Source organism: Microbacterium sp. B35-04, assembly GCF_010634885.1.
GTDB lineage: Bacteria > Actinomycetota > Actinomycetes > Actinomycetales > Microbacteriaceae > Microbacterium.
Map to the genome: position 1 here is coordinate 1 of NZ_MWLP01000049.1, position 19,235 is coordinate 19,235.

General features: G+C 71.0%; 19 protein-coding genes. 7 read left to right on the plus strand and 12 right to left on the minus strand.

Annotated features, from left to right (window positions below; translation table 11 throughout):
• Positions 1-215 precede the first annotated feature (215 nt).
• Both purF and purM read right to left on the minus strand, forming a co-directional pair.
• On the minus strand, positions 216-1,676 hold the full coding sequence (gene purF, locus B1729_RS12720; RefSeq protein WP_163615999.1) for an amidophosphoribosyltransferase: 1,461 nt from the start codon (positions 1,674-1,676) through the stop codon (positions 216-218).
• 65 nt (positions 1,677-1,741) lie between these two features.
• The gene (gene purM, locus B1729_RS12725) at positions 1,742-2,890 is read right to left on the minus strand and encodes a phosphoribosylformylglycinamidine cyclo-ligase (protein WP_275575849.1); all 1,149 of its coding nucleotides are present in this window, start codon (positions 2,888-2,890) and stop codon (positions 1,742-1,744) included.
• 263 nt (positions 2,891-3,153) lie between these two features.
• On the opposite strand from purM, the gene B1729_RS12730 reads away from it, so the two are divergent.
• Complete coding sequence (locus B1729_RS12730; protein ID WP_163615997.1) at positions 3,154-3,765, plus strand: zinc-binding alcohol dehydrogenase; 612 nt, start codon at positions 3,154-3,156, stop codon at positions 3,763-3,765.
• A gap of 27 nt (positions 3,766-3,792) precedes the next feature.
• On the opposite strand, the gene B1729_RS12735 is transcribed toward B1729_RS12730, so the two are convergent.
• On the minus strand, positions 3,793-4,146 hold the full coding sequence (locus tag B1729_RS12735) for a potassium transporter Trk (protein WP_163615996.1): 354 nt from the start codon (positions 4,144-4,146) through the stop codon (positions 3,793-3,795).
• An 83-nt stretch (positions 4,147-4,229) separates the two neighbouring features.
• Complete coding sequence (locus B1729_RS12740) at positions 4,230-4,586, minus strand: sterol carrier family protein (protein WP_163615995.1); 357 nt, start codon at positions 4,584-4,586, stop codon at positions 4,230-4,232.
• Positions 4,587-4,689: 103 nt separating this feature from the next.
• On the opposite strand from B1729_RS12740, the gene purD reads away from it, so the two are divergent.
• The gene (gene purD, locus B1729_RS12745; RefSeq protein ID WP_163633053.1) at positions 4,690-5,964 is read left to right on the plus strand and encodes a phosphoribosylamine--glycine ligase; all 1,275 of its coding nucleotides are present in this window, start codon (positions 4,690-4,692) and stop codon (positions 5,962-5,964) included.
• A 67-nt stretch (positions 5,965-6,031) separates the two neighbouring features.
• Here purD and B1729_RS12750 read toward each other — a convergent pair whose 3' ends face one another.
• The gene (locus B1729_RS12750; protein ID WP_163633055.1) at positions 6,032-6,889 is read right to left on the minus strand and encodes a CPBP family glutamic-type intramembrane protease; all 858 of its coding nucleotides are present in this window, start codon (positions 6,887-6,889) and stop codon (positions 6,032-6,034) included.
• Positions 6,890-7,125: 236 nt separating this feature from the next.
• On the opposite strand from B1729_RS12750, the gene B1729_RS12755 reads away from it, so the two are divergent.
• The 3 genes from B1729_RS12755 to B1729_RS12765 are packed head-to-tail and all read left to right on the plus strand — an operon-like array spanning position 7,126 to position 9,564.
• Complete coding sequence (locus B1729_RS12755; RefSeq protein WP_239539627.1) at positions 7,126-7,779, plus strand: DUF2306 domain-containing protein; 654 nt, start codon at positions 7,126-7,128, stop codon at positions 7,777-7,779.
• Positions 7,780-7,783: 4 nt separating this feature from the next.
• Positions 7,784-8,914, plus strand: coding sequence for a histidine kinase (locus B1729_RS12760; RefSeq protein WP_163615990.1), 1,131 nt, complete (start codon positions 7,784-7,786; stop codon positions 8,912-8,914).
• On the plus strand, positions 8,911-9,564 hold the full coding sequence (locus B1729_RS12765) for a response regulator transcription factor (protein WP_204259970.1): 654 nt from the start codon (positions 8,911-8,913) through the stop codon (positions 9,562-9,564). The genes B1729_RS12760 and B1729_RS12765 overlap by 4 nt, the downstream gene beginning before the upstream one ends.
• Positions 9,565-9,653: 89 nt before the next feature.
• Here the strand turns inward: B1729_RS12765 and B1729_RS12770 are convergent, their stop codons facing one another.
• The 5 genes from B1729_RS12770 to B1729_RS12785 all read right to left on the minus strand — a co-directional run bounded on the left by B1729_RS12770 (position 9,654) and on the right by B1729_RS12785 (position 15,218).
• Positions 9,654-11,096: an MFS transporter gene (locus B1729_RS12770; protein ID WP_163615987.1), complete on the minus strand. Its 1,443-nt coding sequence runs from the start codon at positions 11,094-11,096 to the stop codon at positions 9,654-9,656.
• A 338-nt stretch (positions 11,097-11,434) separates the two neighbouring features.
• Complete coding sequence (locus tag B1729_RS12775) at positions 11,435-12,532, minus strand: acyl-CoA desaturase (protein WP_163615985.1); 1,098 nt, start codon at positions 12,530-12,532, stop codon at positions 11,435-11,437.
• A gap of 118 nt (positions 12,533-12,650) precedes the next feature.
• A complete protein-coding gene (locus B1729_RS20615) occupies positions 12,651-12,809 on the minus strand; it encodes a hypothetical protein (protein ID WP_204259964.1) in 159 nt (52 codons plus the stop codon).
• A gap of 133 nt (positions 12,810-12,942) precedes the next feature.
• Positions 12,943-14,373 carry an MFS transporter gene (locus B1729_RS12780; protein WP_239539631.1) on the minus strand — a complete coding sequence of 477 codons (1,431 nt, stop codon included), beginning with the start codon at positions 14,371-14,373 and terminating at the stop codon, positions 12,943-12,945.
• Between the two features lie 149 nt (positions 14,374-14,522).
• Positions 14,523-15,218, minus strand: coding sequence for a PadR family transcriptional regulator (locus B1729_RS12785; RefSeq protein ID WP_239539628.1), 696 nt, complete (start codon positions 15,216-15,218; stop codon positions 14,523-14,525).
• Between the two features lie 86 nt (positions 15,219-15,304).
• Between B1729_RS12785 and B1729_RS12790 the strand changes: the two genes are divergently transcribed.
• Together B1729_RS12790 and B1729_RS12795 are read left to right on the plus strand one after the other, a co-directional pair.
• On the plus strand, positions 15,305-15,673 hold the full coding sequence (locus B1729_RS12790) for a TfoX/Sxy family protein (protein WP_163615982.1): 369 nt from the start codon (positions 15,305-15,307) through the stop codon (positions 15,671-15,673).
• Positions 15,674-15,697: 24 nt separating this feature from the next.
• Positions 15,698-16,678 carry a phosphoribosylaminoimidazolesuccinocarboxamide synthase gene (locus B1729_RS12795; RefSeq protein WP_163633061.1) on the plus strand — a complete coding sequence of 327 codons (981 nt, stop codon included), beginning with the start codon at positions 15,698-15,700 and terminating at the stop codon, positions 16,676-16,678.
• A 20-nt stretch (positions 16,679-16,698) separates the two neighbouring features.
• Here B1729_RS12795 and B1729_RS12800 read toward each other — a convergent pair whose 3' ends face one another.
• Both B1729_RS12800 and B1729_RS12805 read right to left on the minus strand, forming a co-directional pair.
• Positions 16,699-18,276 (minus strand): hypothetical protein, encoded by a 1,578-nt coding sequence (locus B1729_RS12800; protein WP_163633063.1) that lies wholly within the window; start codon positions 18,274-18,276, stop codon positions 16,699-16,701.
• A complete protein-coding gene (locus B1729_RS12805; protein ID WP_239539629.1) occupies positions 18,258-19,097 on the minus strand; it encodes an ABC transporter ATP-binding protein in 840 nt (279 codons plus the stop codon). Before B1729_RS12805 ends, B1729_RS12800 begins: the two co-directional genes overlap by 19 nt.
• Positions 19,098-19,235 lie beyond the last annotated feature (138 nt).

Consider the following 19,235-nt stretch of genomic DNA (forward strand, 5'->3'; position numbering starts at 1 on the left):
GGGGTGAGGTGCATAGCGGTCGTTGAGCGAGGGAGCGCGAGCGACCGAGACGAAACGCGTCGGGCCGGCCGGCGGCGCCCGGCGCGGGGCGTTTCGTCTCGCTCGTTCCTCACTCGCTCCACGACCGGAACCGAACCGCCGCACCGGTCGTTGAGCGAGCGAAGCGAGACGAAACGCGGCGACTCACCGGATTCGCCGACCGTAGAACCTCGCCGTCAGCTCTCCTGCGAGCCCTCGACCCAGGCGAGGTACTCGTCGGTGACAGTGCCGGTGATGTAGCGGCCGTCGAAGCAGCTCATGTCGAGGTCCTCGACGTCGGAGCCCTCGAGGATCGCCGCCTTCAGGTCCTCGACCTCCTGGTACACGACGAAGTCGGCGCCCAGCTCCTCCGCGATCTCGGGAATCGTGCGACCGTGAGCGACCAGTTCCTGGCGCGAGGGCATGTTGATGCCGTACACGTGCGGGTAGCGCACGGGCGGCGCGGCCGAGGCGAACGTGACGCTCTTGGCCCCGGCATCCCGTGCCATCTGGATGATCTCCTTCGACGTCGTGCCGCGCACGATGGAGTCGTCGATGAGGAGCACGTTCTTGCCCTTGAACTCGCTCGACATGGCGTTGAGCTTCTGACGCACGCTGCGCTTGCGCGCCGCCTGGCCGGGCATGATGAAGGTGCGGCCGACGTAGCGATTCTTGTAGAAGCCCTCGCGGTACTCCACTCCCAGCTTGCGTGCGACCTGCATGGCCGCGGGGCGGGAGGAGTCGGGGATCGGCATGACCACGTCGATCGCCTCGCGCGGCGTGAACTTCGCGATGGTGTCGGCGAGCCGGTCGCCCATGCGCAGGCGCGCCTCGTACACCGAGATGCCGTTCATGACCGAGTCGGGGCGGGCCAGGTACACGTATTCGAACGAGCAGGGCACGAGCTTGGGGTCGGTCGCGCACTGCTGGGTGTGCAGGTTGCCCTCGAGGTCGATGAACACCGCCTCGCCCGGGTCGACGTCGCGGACGATCTCGAACTCGCCGTTCTCGAGCACGAGGGACTCGCTCGTGACGACCCACTCGTAGTGGCCGTCCTCGTGCTTGCGCGTGCCGAGGATGAGCGGACGGATGCCGAACGGGTCGCGGAACGCCAGCAGACCGTAGCCGGCGATCAGGGCGATGGCCGCGTACGAGCCCTCGACGCGCTCATGCACACGGCTGACGGCCTGGAACACCTGGGTCGGATCGAGTTCGAGGCCCGAGATCGACGACTGCAGCTCGTTCGCCAGCACGTTGACCAGCAGCTCGGTGTCGGACGACGTGTTGAGGTGACGGCGGTCCTTGTGGAAGAGCTCCGCGGTCAGCTCGCGGGTGTTCGTGAGGTTGCCGTTGTGCACGAGCACGATGCCGTAGGGGGCGTTCACGTAGAAGGGCTGCGCCTCTTCCTCATTGGACGCGGTGCCTTTCGTCGCGTAGCGCACGTGGCCGAGGCCGATCTCGCCGAGCAGCGCGCGCATGTCGCGCGTGCGGAACGACTCGCGCACCTGGCCCCGGGTCTTGTGCTGGTGCACGACCCCGCTGCGCTCGGCCGTCGCGATGCCGGTGGAGTCCTGGCCGCGGTGCTGCAGAAGCAGAAGGGAGTCGTAGATCTCCTGGTTGGCAGACCCACGGCCCACCACTCCGACGATTCCGCACATGGGTGTTGCCTGCTCCGTCTTGTCGTTTCTGCGCTGTGTGGTTCTGCGTCGTGCCGTCTGCCGGCTCAGCGAGCCGTGTGGTCCGCATAAGAGCCCACGAGGCGCACGGCGCCGCCGTCGACGCCCTTGGCGCCCTGCTCCCAGTGGCCGTCCGCACGCGCGCCGTCGTGGACGATGCCCACCTGCCAGGTCGCGATGCCTTCGCGCGAGAGAGCGGATGCCGCGGCCTCGGCCTTGTCGGCCGCCACGACCGCGAGGAACCCGATGCCGAGGTTCCAGGTGCCCTCGGTGGCGGTGAGGTCGAGATCTCCCAGGTCGGCCAGCACCCGGAACACCGGGGACGGCGACCACGTCGAGCGATCGAGTTCGACCCACGTGTCCTGGGGCAGCACGCGGGCGAGGTTCGCGGCGATGCCGCCGCCCGTGACGTGGCTGAGCGCGTGCACCCGGTCGCCGTGGTCGGCGATGAGGCGCAGCAGTGGACGCGTGTAGAGACGCGTCGGCTCGAGCAGGGCCTCACCCCACGTCGTGCCGAAGTCGGCGGCGTTGGCGCCGTACTGGATGCCGGCTCCGGTGACGATGTGCCGCACGAGCGAGTAGCCGTTCGAGTGCAGGCCCGAGCTCGCCAGCGCCAGCACGACGTCGCCGCTGCGGACGCGTTCGGCGCCGAGCACGCGGTCGGCCTCCACGACACCGGTCGCGGCACCCGCGACGTCGTAGTCGTTGATGCCGAGCAGGCCGGGGTGCTCGGCGGTCTCGCCGCCGACGAGGGCGGTGCCGGTCTCGGCGCAGCCGGCCGCGATGCCGCGCACGATGTCGGCGATGCGCTCGGGGAAGACCTTGCCGCACGCGATGTAGTCGGTCATGAACAGCGGCTTCGCGCCGACCACGACGATGTCGTCGACGACCATGCCGACGAGGTCCTGCCCGATCGTGTCGTGCTTGTCGATGGCCTGGGCGATCGCGACCTTCGTGCCGACGCCGTCGGTGCTGGTGGCCAGCAGCGGCTTGTCGTAGGCCTTGAACGCACTCGCGTCGAAGAGCCCGGCGAATCCGCCGACTCCCCCGAGCACCTCGGGGCCCTGCGTGCGACGGACGGCCGACTTCATCAGCTCGACGGCGAGGTCGCCGGCTGCCGTGTCGACGCCGGCAGCCGTGTAGGGGTTCACGGGCTGTGCGGGGCGGGAGGGGGCATCGCGTTCGGATGAGGCCACGGTCACAAGCCTACCGGCGACGTGCCTGGACGGATGCCGAGGGGTTGCGGTCTCGCCGCGCTCCTCTGAATCGGTTCAGTTGCGCTGAACGTACGCTCACACCGCCCTCGTACGTACGTTCAGCGCAAGTGAACTGGTTTGCGGCGGAGCGGGAGGCCGCGCGCGGGGACGCGCGCGGGTGGATGCCCGGGGGTAGCGGTCTTCCGGCGTCCGGATGCTCGGAACGGGGCACCAGCAGCGGGCCCGGATCTAGAATGGACCGCATGGGCGGCGCCGGTGCACCGGAGTGGCTGATCCGCGAAGACGCCGGTCAGCCGGTGCTTCTTGCCCTCTATCTGCGCCAGGTGCTCGGCCTCCGCTCTCCGGATGAGCTGCCGCACCTGCGAGGGATCCCGCCGCGGGCGAACGACCGGTCGGATGAGGCCCAGGCGATTCTCGAACGGCAATGGCGGCAGTACTGGGCGATGACGGTCGAACCGCAGGCCCACCCGTCGGATGTCCCCCTCGATCTGGTGGACGGATTCGACACCGTGCTCGCCCTGCCGATCGAAGGGTGCGACGAGCTGCGGTCCGCCTTCGTCCCGCATGCGCCGGAAGCGCTCGCGTTCGCCCGGGCGGCGAACGAGCGGTACCGCAAGGAGGCGGCGCACAGCTCCGGCACTGCGTATCGCGCCTACGCCGGCGCGATCGCCGAGCACGAGCGGCAGGTCGGGCGGCGGGCGCACTCGTTCGAGCTCAACGTGCAGGTGCTGCCCCTGAATCAGCGCGGCGTGTGGTGGATCGGATCCCTCACGGTCGCCGTCACCGACGGGCTGCGGGGGGATGTCGCGGCCTTCGACACCGCCATCCACCCGATCATCGCCGAGCTGGCCTAGTCGCGGCCCTCAGCCGCATCCGGGCGCTCAGTGAGCCGCGCCGTGGCCGTTGGTGCCGGGCTCGGGGTCGACGTGGACCGACGCGTGGTCGACAGCCACCTCGTGGGTGTGGCGCCGTGAACGACGGTCGAAGATCAGCGCCACGATGCCGCCGAGCGCCAGGCCGATCGGCGCGCAGACGAGCACGAGGAAGCCGAACACCTGACCCTGCGAGTACTCGACGCCGGTGTTGGGGCTCGGGTCGGCGGTGCCGTTGAACGAGAAGGTGAGGATCATCGCGACGAGCACGCCGAGTGCGGCGCCGAGGAGGAGGAACACCGAGATCTTGGGCGCTCGTCGCACGCGCACGGTCTCGATGTGGTCCTGGCTGTGCTCGGGCATGTCCCCATTGTCCCACTCGGCGCGCCGGAGCGCGCCGGGGGCAGGCGAAAGTGGCGGCGCCGCGGGCGACGAGTCCCGCGAGGTCAGGGGCGCAGGGGCAGGAGGTCCGAGATGTCGGCGCGCGTGCCCGAGGCGCTGATGCGGCCGGCGGCCGCGGCATCCGTCCACTGCTCGGCGCCCGTGGCGAGCGCGATCCAGGTCGCGGGGTCGGTCTCGACCACGTTCGGCGGCGTGCCGCGCGTGTGCCGAGGGCCCTCGATGACCTGCACCGCGCCGAACGGCGGCACCCGCACCTCGACGGAGTTGCCCGGCGCCTTCTCGGCGAGCAGCTGCAGGAGGTAGCGCACGGCGGTCGCCTGGTCGGTGCGAGCGGGCGGGACTGATGCGGCGACCGCGCTCAGTGCGGCGCGGCCGTCGTCGGTCGAGATCTTGCGGGCCACCTCTCCACCGTACGCCGCCGCGAGCTCCTCTGATCCGGTCGCGATCGCGGACGGCTCTCGCGATCGCGGAAACCCAGCGGGGCGCGTCGGTAGGCTGGAGCGCGTGAAGATCCTGGTCCTCGGCTCGGGCGCGCGGGAGCACGCCATCATCCTCGCGCTGCGGGCGGAGGAGGCCGAGCACGAGATCTTCGCGGCTCCCGGCAACGCCGGCATCGGGCAGGACGCGCAGCTGGTCGCCCTCGATGTGAACGACCCCGCCGCCGTCACGATCTTCGCGAACGAGAACCTCATCGATCTCGTCGTCATCGGCCCCGAGGCGCCGCTGGTCGCGGGGGTCGCCGACGCGGTGCGCGAGCGCGGCATCCCGGTGTTCGGTCCGGGCAAGGCCGCCGCGCAGCTCGAGGGCTCGAAGGCGTTCGCGAAGCGCATCATGGATGCCGCGGGCGTGCCCACCGGCCGGGCGATGCGCGCCGCCAGCCGGGCGGAGGTCGAGGCCGCGTTCGACGAGCTCGGCGCTCCGCACGTCGTGAAGGCCGACGGACTTGCCGCCGGCAAGGGCGTCATCGTCACGTCCGACCGCGAGGCGGCGCTCGCCCACGCCGACAGCTATCTTCCGTCGGGACCGGTGCTCGTGGAGGAGTTCCTCGCCGGTCCCGAGGTGTCGCTCTTCTTCCTCAGCGACGGCGACCACGTGCTGCCGCTCAGCCCCGCCCAGGACTACAAGCGCCTGCTCGACGGCGACGAGGGTCCCAACACCGGTGGCATGGGCGCATACTCGCCGCTCCCCTGGCTCGACGGCCGCTTCGGCAGCGAGCGGGAGTTCGTCGATCTCGTCACGCGCGATGTCGCCGAGCCGGTCATCCGGCAGCTGGATGCCGAGGGCACGCCGTTCATCGGACTGCTCTACGCCGGACTCATCCTCACCGACGCGGGCATCAAGGTCATCGAGTTCAACGCGCGCTTCGGCGACCCCGAGACCCAGGTCGTGCTGCCCCGGCTCGTCGACCCGCTGTCGGAGCTGCTGCTGGCTGCGGCATCCGGTCATCTGGAGGATCTTCCGCGCCCGGCGTTCGCCACCGACGTCGCCGTGACGGTCGTGCTCGCCAGCGAGGGATACCCGGCCGCGCCGGTGACCGGCCGGGCGCTGACGGGCCTGCGCGAGGCGGAGGCGGTGCCGGAGGTGCACCTCGCTCACGCCGCCACCGCCGAGACCGACGGCGGGATCGTCGCCACCGGCGGCCGCGTGCTCAACGTCGTCGCGGTCGGCACCACCTTCGTCCAGGCGCGCGACCGCGTCTACCGCGCGCTCGGCGAGATCCACCTCGAGGGCGGCCAGCACCGCACCGACATCGCCGCCCGGGTCGCCGAAGGGCTCTGACCCGGTCGGCTCCGCACAGACCCCGAAGCGACGGGCGCCCCGGGATCAAGGGCGCCCGTCGTTCACATCAGCGGTCGTAGGCCGGCGTGGTACCGCCGACGGCGGAGGCGGCATCCGTGTCGGTCGTCACGCGACCGCGGATGAAGATGATCGCGAGCAGCCCGACGAGGATGACGGGGATGTTGCCGAACCCGGCGATCGTGGCGAGCGGACTGTCGACGTGGTGGGGACCCTGCAGGAAGATGCTCGGATCGGTGCTGGCGTGCAGCAGGATCGGCCAGATGAGGTTGCCGGTGACGCGCAGGGTGAGGTACATGCAGATGCCGAACGCGAAGGTGTAGAGCAGCTGCAGGAGTGTGGCGAAGAGCGACTGACCCGTGAGCAGGTTGCTCGCGTGCAGCGCGGCGAACAGCGCCGCCGACACGAGGGCGACCGCGATCTCGGGGTGCCCGGCCTTGCGCATCAGATTGACGACGTAGCCGCGCGTGAGGAGCTCCTCCGCGAAGCCGATGCACAGGCCGGCCAGGAGCCAGGCCGCCACGTAGCCGAAGTCGAGCGCGGCGTAATCGATGGTCGCGAAACGGAGGACGTTGAACAGCAGCACGACGGCGACCGCGATCCACATCCACCCGCGGCCGCGGATCGGCTGCGGGCCGAACAGCTCTCGCAGCCAGCCCACCGACAGGCCGAAGAGGATGAGGATCACCCCGCCGATGAAGATCGGCAGGACGACGAAGAACAGCACGTACCCGGCGCTCTCGGTGTCGTCGACCGAGGGTGCGATCGGCGCGAGGGCGAGCGCTGCGCCCTGGTAGAGCACGAAGTAACCCACCACCAGGATGAGCGCGCGCCACCACCCGCCGCGTTCCCAGAAGCGCTTCCAGGCGCTGCCCTCGGTGTTGACGTGCTGATCGGTCCGGCTCACGCTTCGCTCCCCCCGGGCCGCATTTCGAGGCGGTCCGGTTCGAGCCTAGAGGCTCGCCCAGACGCGATCCGGTCGGTCGCGTCCACCTCGGCCGTTCGGACGAGGCGAGTCGGGCCGCTCGGCCGATGCGAGCGGTAGCCCGGCCAGGCGATCGTTGCGGTATGTCGATCATCTCCCCTCGCGCGCCAGGATCCCTCCCGCCCTCGCGCCCCCGCCGACACCGGCCGGAGTGGCTTGTGCCGGCCGGGCTCATCGCGTTGAGCCTGGTGCCGGTCATCGCCGGCGCGTTCCGCGTCACGACGCTGACGATCGGCGTCGAGGTGACGCCGGAGAACGCGCGGTTCGTCGCGTCGCCGATCCCGGTGGTCCTGCACGCCGTCGGCTCGAGCGTCTACCTCGTGCTCGGCGCCCTGCAGTTCGCGCCCTCTCTCCGCAGGCGCCGCTGGCATCGGATCGCCGGCCGCATCCTCGTGCCGGCGGGCCTCATATCGGCGCTGTCAGGAATGTGGATGGCGGTCTTCTACGCTATTCCCGCCGCGATGAACGGTCCCGCCCTCATCGTCATGCGCCTCGTCCTCGGCACCGCGATGGCCGTCGCGATCGTCGTCGCGTTCCTCGCGATCCGGCGTGGCGACGTGCGCACGCACAGCGCGTGGATGACCCGGGCCTACGCGATCGGTCTCGGCGCGGGCACACAGCTGCTCACGCTCCTGCCCTGGACGCTCGCGTTCGGAGTCCCGAGCCAGACGATGCACTCGGTGCTCATGGGCGCAGCATGGGCGATCAACCTCTTCGTCGCCGAGGTCGTCATCCGGCGTCGAGCGCGACGAGGTGCCGGCACTGTGCGCGCCGCCGGCCGATCGGCGGTGCCCGCTGCCCACCTATCATGAGGGCATGACGAGCCCGGTCCGCGCGCTCTGGGACGCGCCGCCGGCCTCGCCGGCGCCGCCGCGGCGCGTCTGGCGGGACTGGGCGCTCGTCGGCGTGCTGGCTCCGCTGGCGGTGGTCGAGGCATCCGTTCGTCCCGACGTCCCGTGGCGCTGGCTCTGGGCCATCGTGCTCGTGGCCCTCGTGCCGACACTGCTCTGGCGACGCGCGCGGCCCCTCACGATGCTGGCGATCGCGTTCGTCACGGGCACCGCGGTGGGGTTCGCGCCCGGCGCCCCGTCGGAGCTGTACACGACGGCGTACTTCCTCCTGCTGCTCTACGCCGTGTTCCGTTGGGGCTCGGGCCGGGCGATGGTGCTCGGCGGCGTGCTGGTGGCAGCCGGACTCGCACTGTCCTTCGTGACCGACGCGCCGACGCCCGGGGATCTCATCGGCGGCGTCACCGTCGCCATCACGACGAGCGTGCTCGGCCTGGCGTTCCGGTGGCGCGCCCGTGCGCGGGCTCGGGAGCTCGACCACGTCCGCCTGCGCGAGCGCGAGCAGCTCGCCCGCGACCTGCACGACACCGTCGCCCACCACGTCTCGGCGATCGCGATCCAGGCGCAGGCCGGCACGGCGGTGGCGGCGACCGACCCGGATGCCGCCGCCGAGGCGCTGCGGGCCATCGAGGGCGAGGCGACCCGCACGCTGCAAGAGATGCGCGCCATGGTGGGCGTCTTGCGACGCGCCGGCGAGGCGGAGCTGACGCCGACGCCGGGGCTCGGCGACGTGCGCCGGCTCGCGCAGCCGGCGGGCACCGGCCCCGAGGTCGCCGTGCGCCTGGAGGGCGACGTGGAGGCGGTGCCGGCGCCGATCGCCGCCGTGGTGTTCCGGCTCGCCCAGGAGGCGGTGACGAACGCGCGCCGGCATGCGCGCAACGCCACCCGCGTCGACGTGGACGTGCGCGTCGATGACGACGGCGTGCTGCTCGAGGCCCGCGACGACGGTGCCGAGGCGCCCGCGGTCGCGCCGGGATTCGGCATCGCGGGGATGCGGGAACGCGCGGCACTCCTGGGCGGCACCCTCGAGGCCGGCCCCGCCCCCGACGGAGGATGGACCGTCACCGCGTCCCTGCCGAGGAAGCGGTGGACGACGTGACGGTGCGCGTGCTGGTCGCCGATGACCAGGACCTCGTCCGCGCGGGGCTCCGCATGATCCTGGACTCCCAGCCCGACATCGAGGTCGTCGGCGAGGCCGCGGACGGTGGGCAGGCGGTCGCGCTCGCACGGAGCCTCCGGCCCGACGTGTGCCTGCTGGATATCCGGATGCCGGTGATGGACGGCCTCGAAGCGACCCGGGCGATCGCCGGACCCGCCGTCGCCGATCCGATCCCCGTCGTCGTCATCACGACCTTCGACCTCGACGAGTACGTCTACGCCGCCCTCCGCGCAGGCGCGCGCGGCTTCCTGCTCAAGGACGCCGGGCCCGTGCTGCTCGGTGAAGCCGTTCGCGCGGCGGCGCGGGGCGATGCGCTCATCGATCCGAACGTGACGGTGCGGCTCATCGAGGCGTTCGCAGGTGCCACGCCCGAGCCGCCGCATCCGCCGTCGAGCCCCCTCACCGACCGTGAGGAGGACGTGCTCGCCGCCGTCGCTCGCGGCCTCGGCAACAGCGAGATCGGCGATGAGCTGCACATCTCGCTCAGCACCGTGAAGACGCACCTCGCGAGCATCACCGGCAAGCTGGGCGCCCGCAACCGCGTCGAGCTCGCGATCTGGGCGCACGAGCGCGGCCGGCGGCCGGGCTGAGGACACCGGTGCGCGGCCAGTGTCCTCCCTGAGGAGTGCAGCCGCCGGGACGATCAGCGGGGCGCGAGGGGCCCCGCGGATCGAGGCGCTCAACCCGCGTGCACGAGGACCGGCGCATCCGACACCGGCGTCACCCGCTCACGGCTTGGGCGGATCATCGTGAACGCGATCACCGCCGCAGCGACCATGCCGACAGCGGCGGCGAGGAAAGTCACGCCGTACGCCGTCGTGAGCTGGTCGGGCCCCGGCGTACCGGCGTGGTCGCCGAGCGACGCCGCGTACAGCGCCGTGAAGACCGACAGGCCGATCGAGCCGCCGATCTGCATCGCCGAGTTGACGACCGCCGAGGCCGCCCCGGCGTCGTGCGGCGCAACGCCCAGCAGGGCGACGTTCTGCAGCGGGACGAGCATGAACGCCATGCCGATTCCCATCACCAGAGCCGCGGGGAACACCTGCACCCAATAGTCGCCTTCGGGGGTGATGAAGCTGAGGTACACGAGTGCGGCTGCCGCGACGAGGGGACCGGCGGTCATGAGCACGCGCGGACCGACGCGCGGAAGCAGCCGTGTCACCAGCGGCGCCGTGACCATGATGCCGAGCGGCAGCGGCAGGCTCGCCACGCCGGCGACGAAGGCGGACATGCCCCACACGAGTTGCAAGTGGAACGTCAGGTACAGCGTTGCGCCGATCATCACGCTTCCCGCAACGGCCTGGATCAGGAAGGCGCCACCGCGCACGCGGTCGGTGAGGATCCGGAGCGGCAGAAGCGGCTGCGCGACCCGCGACTCGATCCACACGAACAGTGCCAGCAGCACCACTCCGAGCGCGAGGAACGTGATGGTCAGCGGGGAGCCCCACCCCTGCTCGGCCAGGCTGAATCCGTAGACCAGGGCGCCGAGTCCCGCCGTGACGAGGACCGCTCCGAGGATGTCGTAGCGGTTCTCGCCGTCGGCACGGCTCTCGTTCAGCGCGAAGAACCCGCCGACGAGTCCGACCACCACGAAGAAGACGTTGACCAGGAGGCACCAGCGCCAGTCCGCGAACTCGGTGAGGATTCCGCCGAGCACGAGCCCGACCGCGGCCCCCGCGCCGGCGACGGTTCCGAACACGGCGAACGCGGTGTTGCGCTCCCGGCCCTTCGGGAACGTCACCGTCAGCAGGGCCAGGGCCGCCGGCGCCAGCAGGGCAGCGAACGCACCCTGCAATGCGCGAGCGATGATGAGATCGGCGCCGGTGGCGGCGAGACCGCCGTAGACGGATGCCGCACCGAAGCCCAGCATCCCGATCATGAAGGTGCGCTTGCGGCCGGCGTAGTCGGCGACACGGCCGCCGAGCAGCAGCAGCGCACCGAAGGCCAGGGCGTACGAGGTGACCACCCACTGCCGTGCGGAATCGCTCAGCGCCAGGTCTGCCTGCGCACGCGGCAGTGCGATGCTGACGATGGTGCCATCGAGCACGACGACGAGCTGCGTCAGCGATATGACGGCGAGCGCCCACCAGCGGGCGGACGGATGCGAGGCGCGCCAAGACATGAGAAAACCTCCGGGATTCTGGGAAGATGCCGGAGGTTTCAAGCCTCGGACCGCCGGTTTTCTCCCGGCGACCGCCTCAGCACGACATGGCTGAGCGAACCTCTATTGTATCGCAGGAGGCACGGCGGCCTGCCGATGCACATCCCTGTATCCGCCGGGCGCCTACAGACGCGCACTCTCGCCGCAGCGACAAGACCTCGAGCATTTCACCGCCGGCGACACCATAGGCGGACGCTGACAGGCTCGCGCCTCATGGGGGTCTGCAGACTCGTCGTCCGCGACCTGCCCCACACAGGTCGCGGACGACGCCCCAGATCACGCGTCCGGCACCGGGCCGGTCAGACCGCCTGCCGCTGCTGCAACAGGGGACACTCGAACGGGTCGCGCTCCCCCAGTCCGACCCGGTTGATGTACCGCGTGACGATCCGGTACGACTCCCACAGCCCCGTCTCGGTGTACCGCACGTCGTGTGCGACGCAGTAGTCCCGGATCGTGCCGGACGCCTTCCTCAGGTGCGGGCGCGGCATCGACGGGAACAGATGATGCTCGATCTGGTAGTTGAGCCCGCCCATGGCGACGTCGAGGAACCGGCTGCCGCGGACGTTGCGGCTCATCAGCACCTGGCGGCGCAGGAAGTCGACCTTCAGCTCGGCCGGAACGAGCGGCATCCCCTTGTGGTTCGGGGCGAACGCCATGCCCATGTAGACGCCGAAGAGGCCCAGCTGCACCGCCAGGAAGACGGCGGCGATGCCGGGCGACAGCACGATGAACACCAGGGCGAGATACCCGCCGATGCGCAGGGCGAGGAAGACGATCTCGACGCTGCGCCGGCGCAGCGGCTCACGCGCGACGACGCGGCGCACGCTGGACGCGTGGAGCGACAGGCCCTCGAGCAGGAGGATCGGGAAGAAGAACATCCCCTGGTGGGCCATCACCCACGCCAGCGCGGGGCCGTACTGCTTTGCGCGCTGCTCCACCTGATCGGGAGTGAACGACACGACCGGCAGCTCGATGTCCGGATCGGAGCCGATCTTGTTGGGGTTCGCATGGTGGCGCGTGTGCTTGTGCTGCCACCAGCCGTAGCTCATCCCGACCAGCAGGTTGCCGAGCACCATCGACGTCCAGTCGTTCCACCGGCCCGAGACGAAGATCTGCCGGTGCGCGGCGTCGTGCCCGAGCATCGCGATCTGGGTGAACAGGATCGCCAGGGCCGCCGCGGTGAACAGCTGCCACCAGGTGTCGCCGATCAGCACGAAGGCCGTGATGGCGGTGGCCAGGACGACCACCGCGCCGATGAGCTTGGTCCAGTAGTACCCGTACCGGCGGCGCATGAGACCGCTGGTGCCGATGATCTTGGCGAGGTCGGTGAAGTCGTTGCCCGCTCGGGGCGCTCGGGCCACCGTGGCGCGGACGCCGCCGGTGAGCTGGTCGGTCATGTGCTCGTCCCCGATCCTCCGGCCGCACGCGTGTGCGGTCCGTGGATGTCGGGGTCCGGGACGTCCGTATCGGCCAGGCTACGCCGATGTCCGGCGCAGCGGCAGTGCCGGGGCGAAGTCAGGTCTGGCGGCGGATGAAGCGCATCAGCCAGGCGATCACCGCGATGATGATGATCACGAGGCCGATCCACAGCAGGAACTGCGCCGCTTCGATGAACACGCCCAGCAGCAGCAGGACGATTCCGACGATGAGCAGGATCACTGCGAGTCCGGTCATGCTCTGATCATGGCCTCGTGACCGGGCGCTCAACAATGGGTTGACAAAGCCCCCGCGGCCGCGCAAGCCCGACAGTCCGAAGCATCGCTCCCCACCCCCCGACTCACCCGCCGCGGAAACGCCGACGAGGGCGTCAGTCGGCTGCCGCTGCCGCCGCGGGCTGCGCGGCCTGCCAGTCCTCCGTCGACGTCGCCTTCGGCCGGCGCAGGAACAGCACGACCACCACCCCGGCCAGCATCACGACGGCGGGGAGCAGGATGGCCTGCGCCATCGCCTGCGAGAAGCCGTCGACGACGAAGGGCGGGAGGGTGCCCTCGCCGAATCCACCGGCGGCGTCCGCCGCGCCGGGCAGATTCGCCTCCAGACGTGCCTGCATGAATGCCGCGATCGAGGCGGATCCGATCACCGAGCCGATCGTGCGCGTCGTGTTGTAGATGCCCGCACCGGCGCCGGCCTGTCTGGGGGACAGGTTGCGGGTCGCGGTCGTGGCGAGCGGACCCCACATCCCCGCATTGCCGACGCCCATGAGCGCCGACGGGAGCAGGAACATCCAGATGGGGGTGTCGGTGTTCATGAGAGACGAGTACCAGAACAGCGACCCCGCGACGAGCAGCAGGCCCGGGACCAGCAGGAAGCGCGGGTCGGTGCGGTCGAGCAGGCGTCCGGCGAGCGGTGCCAGCACGCCCGACAGCACCGCCATCGGAATGAGCAGCAGCGCCGACTCCGTCGGCGTGAGGCCACGCGCGAGCTGGATGAAGAACATCAGCGGGAGCGACATGCTCGTCACCGTGAACCCGACCATCGAGATGGCGAGGTTCGAGACCGAGAAGTTGCGCTCGCGGAAGAGCGGCAGTGGCACGAGCGGCTCGCTCTTGGTCCGCGCCTGCGTCCAGACGAAGATCGCCATCACGACGACACCGCCCCCGATCATCGCCCACACCCAGGGCGCCCAGTCGTACTTCTCGCCCTCCTGCAGGCCGAAGACGATGAGGAACAGGCCGACGGCGCTGAGGAACACGCCGACGATGTCGAAGCGGTGCGGATGCGTCTCGAGCTTGGGCACGACGATCCAGGCGAGCACGAAGGCGATGATGCCGACGGGGATGTTGATGAAGAAGATCCACTCCCAGCCGAACCCATCGACCAGCAGCCCGCCGGCGAGCGGCCCGACGAGGGTCGCGACCCCCGCGGTCGCGCCCCACAGGCCCATCGCGGCGCCGCGTCGGTCGGGCGGGAAGGTGCGGGTGATGACAGCCATCGTCTGCGGCGTCATGAGGGCGGCACCGAGGCCTTGCACCGCACGAGCGACGATCAGCATCTCGAGCGTTCCCGAGAGCCCGCACCACAGCGACGCGAGCGTGAACACCGACAACCCGATCAGGTAGATGTTCTTCGGGCCGAACCGGTCGCCGAGGCGGCCGGTGATGAGGAGCGGCACCGCGTACGCCAGCAGGTACGCCGAGGTGACCCACACGACGTTGTCGAGGTTGTTGGTCTCGGGGTCGAGGGCCGCTTTGATGGCCGGGTTCGCGACCGACACGATCGTGGTGTCGACGAGGATCATGAAGAACCCGATGACGAGCGCCCAGAGAGCCGGCCAGGGGCTCCGCGGCTTGTGTCCGGCGGCGTAGGCGCCGGTGGGCGGGTGGGCCGCCGAGGCGGTTCCGGATGCCGCGCCCGCGGTGCGGGTGGTGTCCGGGGTGTGGGGCGTGGTCACTGGCGTGCCGCCTTTCGTTGGGCGAGATAGCGTTCCGACGGGGTCGCGTCGGGGCCCCAGGCGAAGTCGGGATCGGCGATCCGCGGGAGGGTCGCGTCCATCCAGGCCAGCTCGGCCTGGAGCAGCGCCTCTTCGCGCGCGATCTCGAGGAGGTACTGCGCCGGCACGCCCTTGCCGAGCGCGTGCCGGTGGCCCTCGACCAACGACGCATGGGCGTCCGCGAGTGCCGTGCGGCGGGCGTCGAGCAGTGCGAGCACGTCCTCACGGTCGAGGCCGTGCGCCTCGGCGAGCGCGACGCGGAACTCGACCGGGTGATCGACCCGGGGCAGCTCTCGGCGCACCCATTCGAGGACGGCGGCGGCTCCGGCATCCGTCTGCGTGTAGGTGGTGCGTTCGGGGCGATTGCCGTTGCGGTCGACGCCGACCTCGGCGATCAGGCCCGCCCGCTCGAGGCGCGCGACCGTGTGGTACACGGTGCCGTTGGTGATGGTGACCAGGCGGTCGTCGCGGCGGAGGTGCATCAGCCGGATCATCTCGTACGGGTGCATGTCGCCCTCACTCAGGAGTGCGAGCACGGCCACCCCGAGCGGGGTCAGCCGGGCGACGGATGGGCCCACGCGGCCGGCTGCGTCAGGAGCCGCGTCATCCGGCTCGCGAGCGGACGTGGCGTCGATCACGATCGATCCCTCCATGTCGATTAGTCCACATGGACTATACCTTCCCTCGCCGAACGGCACACCTCTCGCGCGATGTCGGGTGGGACTCGTAGCCTGTGCGCATGACGGGTGAGCGCGACGACGCTGCGGTTTCCGCGCAGGCCGCGGAGCGCGCGCACGCGATCTTCGATCCGATCGCCGCCGAGTACCTCGATCGGCCCGGCGTCGACATCGGGCCGATGTTCGGCAGCGAGGGCCTGCGCGTGCGCGGCAAGGTGTTCGCGTTCGTCGGCTACAAGGGCGCCCTCGTCGTGAAGGTGCCCGCGTCGCGGGCCGACGAGATCGAGGCTGCCGGCGACGGCGCGCGCATGCAGATGCGCGGCCGCACGATGCGCGAGTGGGTCATGATCGGCGTCGACCGCGCCGACCGCTGGGTGCCCCTGACGGCCGACGCGTTCGCCTACCTCGACGAGATCACGCCGAAGGGCTGAGGGGTTCCGCCGCCGGCCGGGATAATGGGACGGGTGACGGCTACCCCCACTCCCGCGACCGAGCTCCCCGGCTGGCGCCACGCCTACTCCGGCAAGGTGCGCGACCTCTACGTCCCGGCGGAGACGCCGGAGGGCTCCCACCCCGAGCGCATGCTCGTCGTCGCGAGCGACCGCGTCAGCGCGTTCGACCACGTGCTCTCCCCCGGAATCGCGGGCAAGGGCGAGCTGCTCACGACCCTCAGCCTGTGGTGGTTCGACCAGCTCGCGGGCGCCGACGGCGGCCGCGGCATCCCGAACCATCTCGCCTCGTCGCACACGCTCACGCGCGGCGCCGACGGCGAGGCGAACACCGCCGACGATCTGCAGAGCCTGATTCCGGATGCCGTCATCGGCCGTGCGATGGTCGTGAAGAGTCTCGACATGCAGCCGATCGAGTGCGTCGTGCGCGGCTACCTGACGGGGTCGGGCTGGGCCGAGTATCGCGAGAGCGGCACGGTGTGCGGCATCTCACTGCCCGACGGACTGTCGAACGGCGACCGGCTGCCCCAGCCGATCTACACGCCCGCCTACAAAGCGCCGATGGGCGAGCACGACGAGAACATCTCGTACGAGCGCACCGTCGAGCTCGTCGGCGCCGAGCGTGCGGCGGAGCTGCGCGACCTGTCGCTCGAGATCTACGCCCGCGCCGCGGCGACGGCCGAGGCGCACGGGGTGATCCTCGCCGACACCAAGTTCGAGTTCGGGCTCGACGACAACGGCGTGATGACCCTCGCCGACGAGGTGCTCACCAGCGATTCGTCACGGTACTGGGATGCCGCGGCCTGGGCGTCGGGCACGACCCCCGAGGAGCGCATGGCGAGCTTCGACAAGCAGATCGTGCGCGACTGGCTCGCCGCGAACTGGCCCGCCCCGCGCGAGGGCGAGCCGCCGGCGCTCCCGGCCGACATCGTGGCGCGCACCACCGCCCGCTACCGCGAACTGCTCAAGCGCCTCACCGCCGCCTGACCGCCGCCCGCGGCATCCGTTCAGGCGTTCTTCATCGCCTTGAGCCGGGCGAGGAGCACCGGCGCGGTGGTGTCCAGCATCCGGCCGCCGAGCAGGATGCCGCCGATGAGGACGGCGGTGCCGACCACGATCCCGACCGCGCACGCGATCCAGCTGAGCGTCGCGTTCTGCGTGAAGTATCCGATCAGGCCGACGATCACGACGGGCGCCGACAGCACCAGCGCCACGAGCCAGATGCCGAAGAACGCCATGCCCTGCAGGAACGTCGTGCCGGGCACCCGCTTGAACGGGTTGTCGCCGGATGCGGCGACGGGCACCACCAGCTGCGCCGAGGTGACCGCGCACACGCCGTAGCAGGTGAGCAGGATGCCGACCGACATGCCCAGGATGCCGGGGAACTGCTCCCACTGGCCCGACAGGGTGAACGGCACGATCACGGCGAGCAGCACGAGCGGCAGCGCCACGGCGGCCGCGGCAAGGCTGCGGCCGAGGCGGTCGGCGCGTCCGGAGGCGCCGGTGATGAGCTCGGTGCCGAACGCCGTGCCGTCGTACGAGATGTCGGCGTACACGACGATGCCGATCACCATCGCGATGATCGGACCCGAGAACGTCAGCGCCACCAGGGGATCGCCGTTGCGAGCGTAGAACCACAGCAGCACGGGCACCAGCGGCGCGCCGATCAGCTGGCGGAGGTAGCGCGGGTCGCGCGTCCAGTAGGTGACCGCCCTCGCGAAGATCGCACCCGCCGCACCGGTCGGCACGCGGCCGAACCATCCGATGGAGCCGGCGCGCACCGGCGCGGCGGAGCTGTGCGACGGGCGCACCAGGGAACGGCCGAGCGATGCGCGCCAGAGCAGCCAGAGCACCGCGAGCGTCACGAGGGCGATGAGGAGCTTCGCGCCCGCCTCGGGCAGATCGCCCGCCGCGGCAGCCGCGGGAACCGCCCAGGCGGCACCGAGAGGCGTCCAGCCCAGCACCGGGATCGCTTCCGCGAGGGTGTCGGCGTTCACCGCGAACCCTGTGGCGACGCCGGCGATGATCGGCCCGGCGAGGATCAGGGGGACGAAGATGACGGTGCCCGACACCTCACGGAAGCGCCGGCCGCTGCCGAGTCCCGAGGCGAGTGACGCGACGGCGCGCGAGGCCACGACGGCGGTCAGCACGGCGACAGGGGTGCTCACCGCCCACGCGGCGATGGCCGCCGGCCAGTGCGCCCAGGTCGCGATCGTCGCGATCGCCGCGGCGGACGTGATGATCCCGGGGATGCCGCAGACCCCCGCGAGCGTCAGCGCGACCATCATGCGGGGCAGCGACATGGGGAACACCACGAGCCGGGTGGGATCCAGCGTCGTGTCGACGCCGAACGCCACGAGGGGCACGAGCGCCCAGCCCAGCGTCACCACCGACCCGACGCCGACGATCACGCTGCTCGCCAGCAGCAGGTCGCCGAAGCCGAGCAGCACCAGCCCTACGGCGATCCCGGCCAGCAGGCCGAGCCCGTAGATCGCCCCGAAGATGAAGCCGACCAGCTGCCAGGGGCTCCGCGCGAGCTGGTTGCCGAGCACCCGGAAGCGCAGCCTCAGGAGCGTCGCAACCATTCCGGCCCTTCCGTGTGACGGCGGCCCCCGACGAGCTCGACGAAGCGGTCCTGCAGCGACTGCCCCGCGCGCACGTCGTCGACGGTCCCGGCGACGAGCAGGCGACCGGCTGCGACGATCGCGACGTGGTCGCACATGCGCTGTACGAGGTCCATCGAGTGGCTCGAGACGATCACCGTGCCGCCGCCGGCGACATAGCTCGTGAGGATGTCCTGGATGTTCGCGGCCGACACGGGGTCGACCGACTCGAACGGCTCGTCGAGCACGAGCAGCCGCGGCGCGTGGACGAGCGCGCACGCCAGCGCGATCTTCTTGGTCATGCCGGCCGAGTAGTCGACGACCATCGTGCCCGCGGCATCCGTCATGTCCATCAGGGCGAGGAGGTCCGCCGCGCGACGCGCGATCTCGTCGTGCGGGATGCCGAACAGCAGGCCGTTGTAGGTGACGAGCTGCTCACCGGTGAGCCGGTCGAACAGCTTGACGCCGTCGGCGAGGTTGCCGAGCATGGCTTTGGCCGTGACCGGATCACGCCAGACGTCGACGCCGTGCACGAGCGCCTGGCCGGCGTCCGGCGCGAGAAGACCCGTCGCCATCGACAGCGTCGTCGTCTTGCCGGCGCCGTTGGGGCCGACCAGCCCGTAGAACGACCCGGCGGGCACGCGCAGGCTCAGATCGGCGACCGCGACCTTCTGCCCGAACCGCTTGTGCAGGCCGCGCAGTTCGAGCGCCGGCGGCACGCCGTGCGTCGACGAGTCGCTCGCAACTGCGGCCGGCGTCGTCGCGGCGGCAGGGGGCGTCGGGGGCATCGCTGGGTCGGTCACATCTCTCCGTCACATCGGTCGCGCGAGCATCGGCGCCGGGGGCGCCGCTCCAGCCTCTCGGATGCCGCGTGGCCGGGGCAACTCGCACCGGTGCCGGTGCTCGCTAGGGTGATGCTCGCACCATCCCCCGAGCGCAAG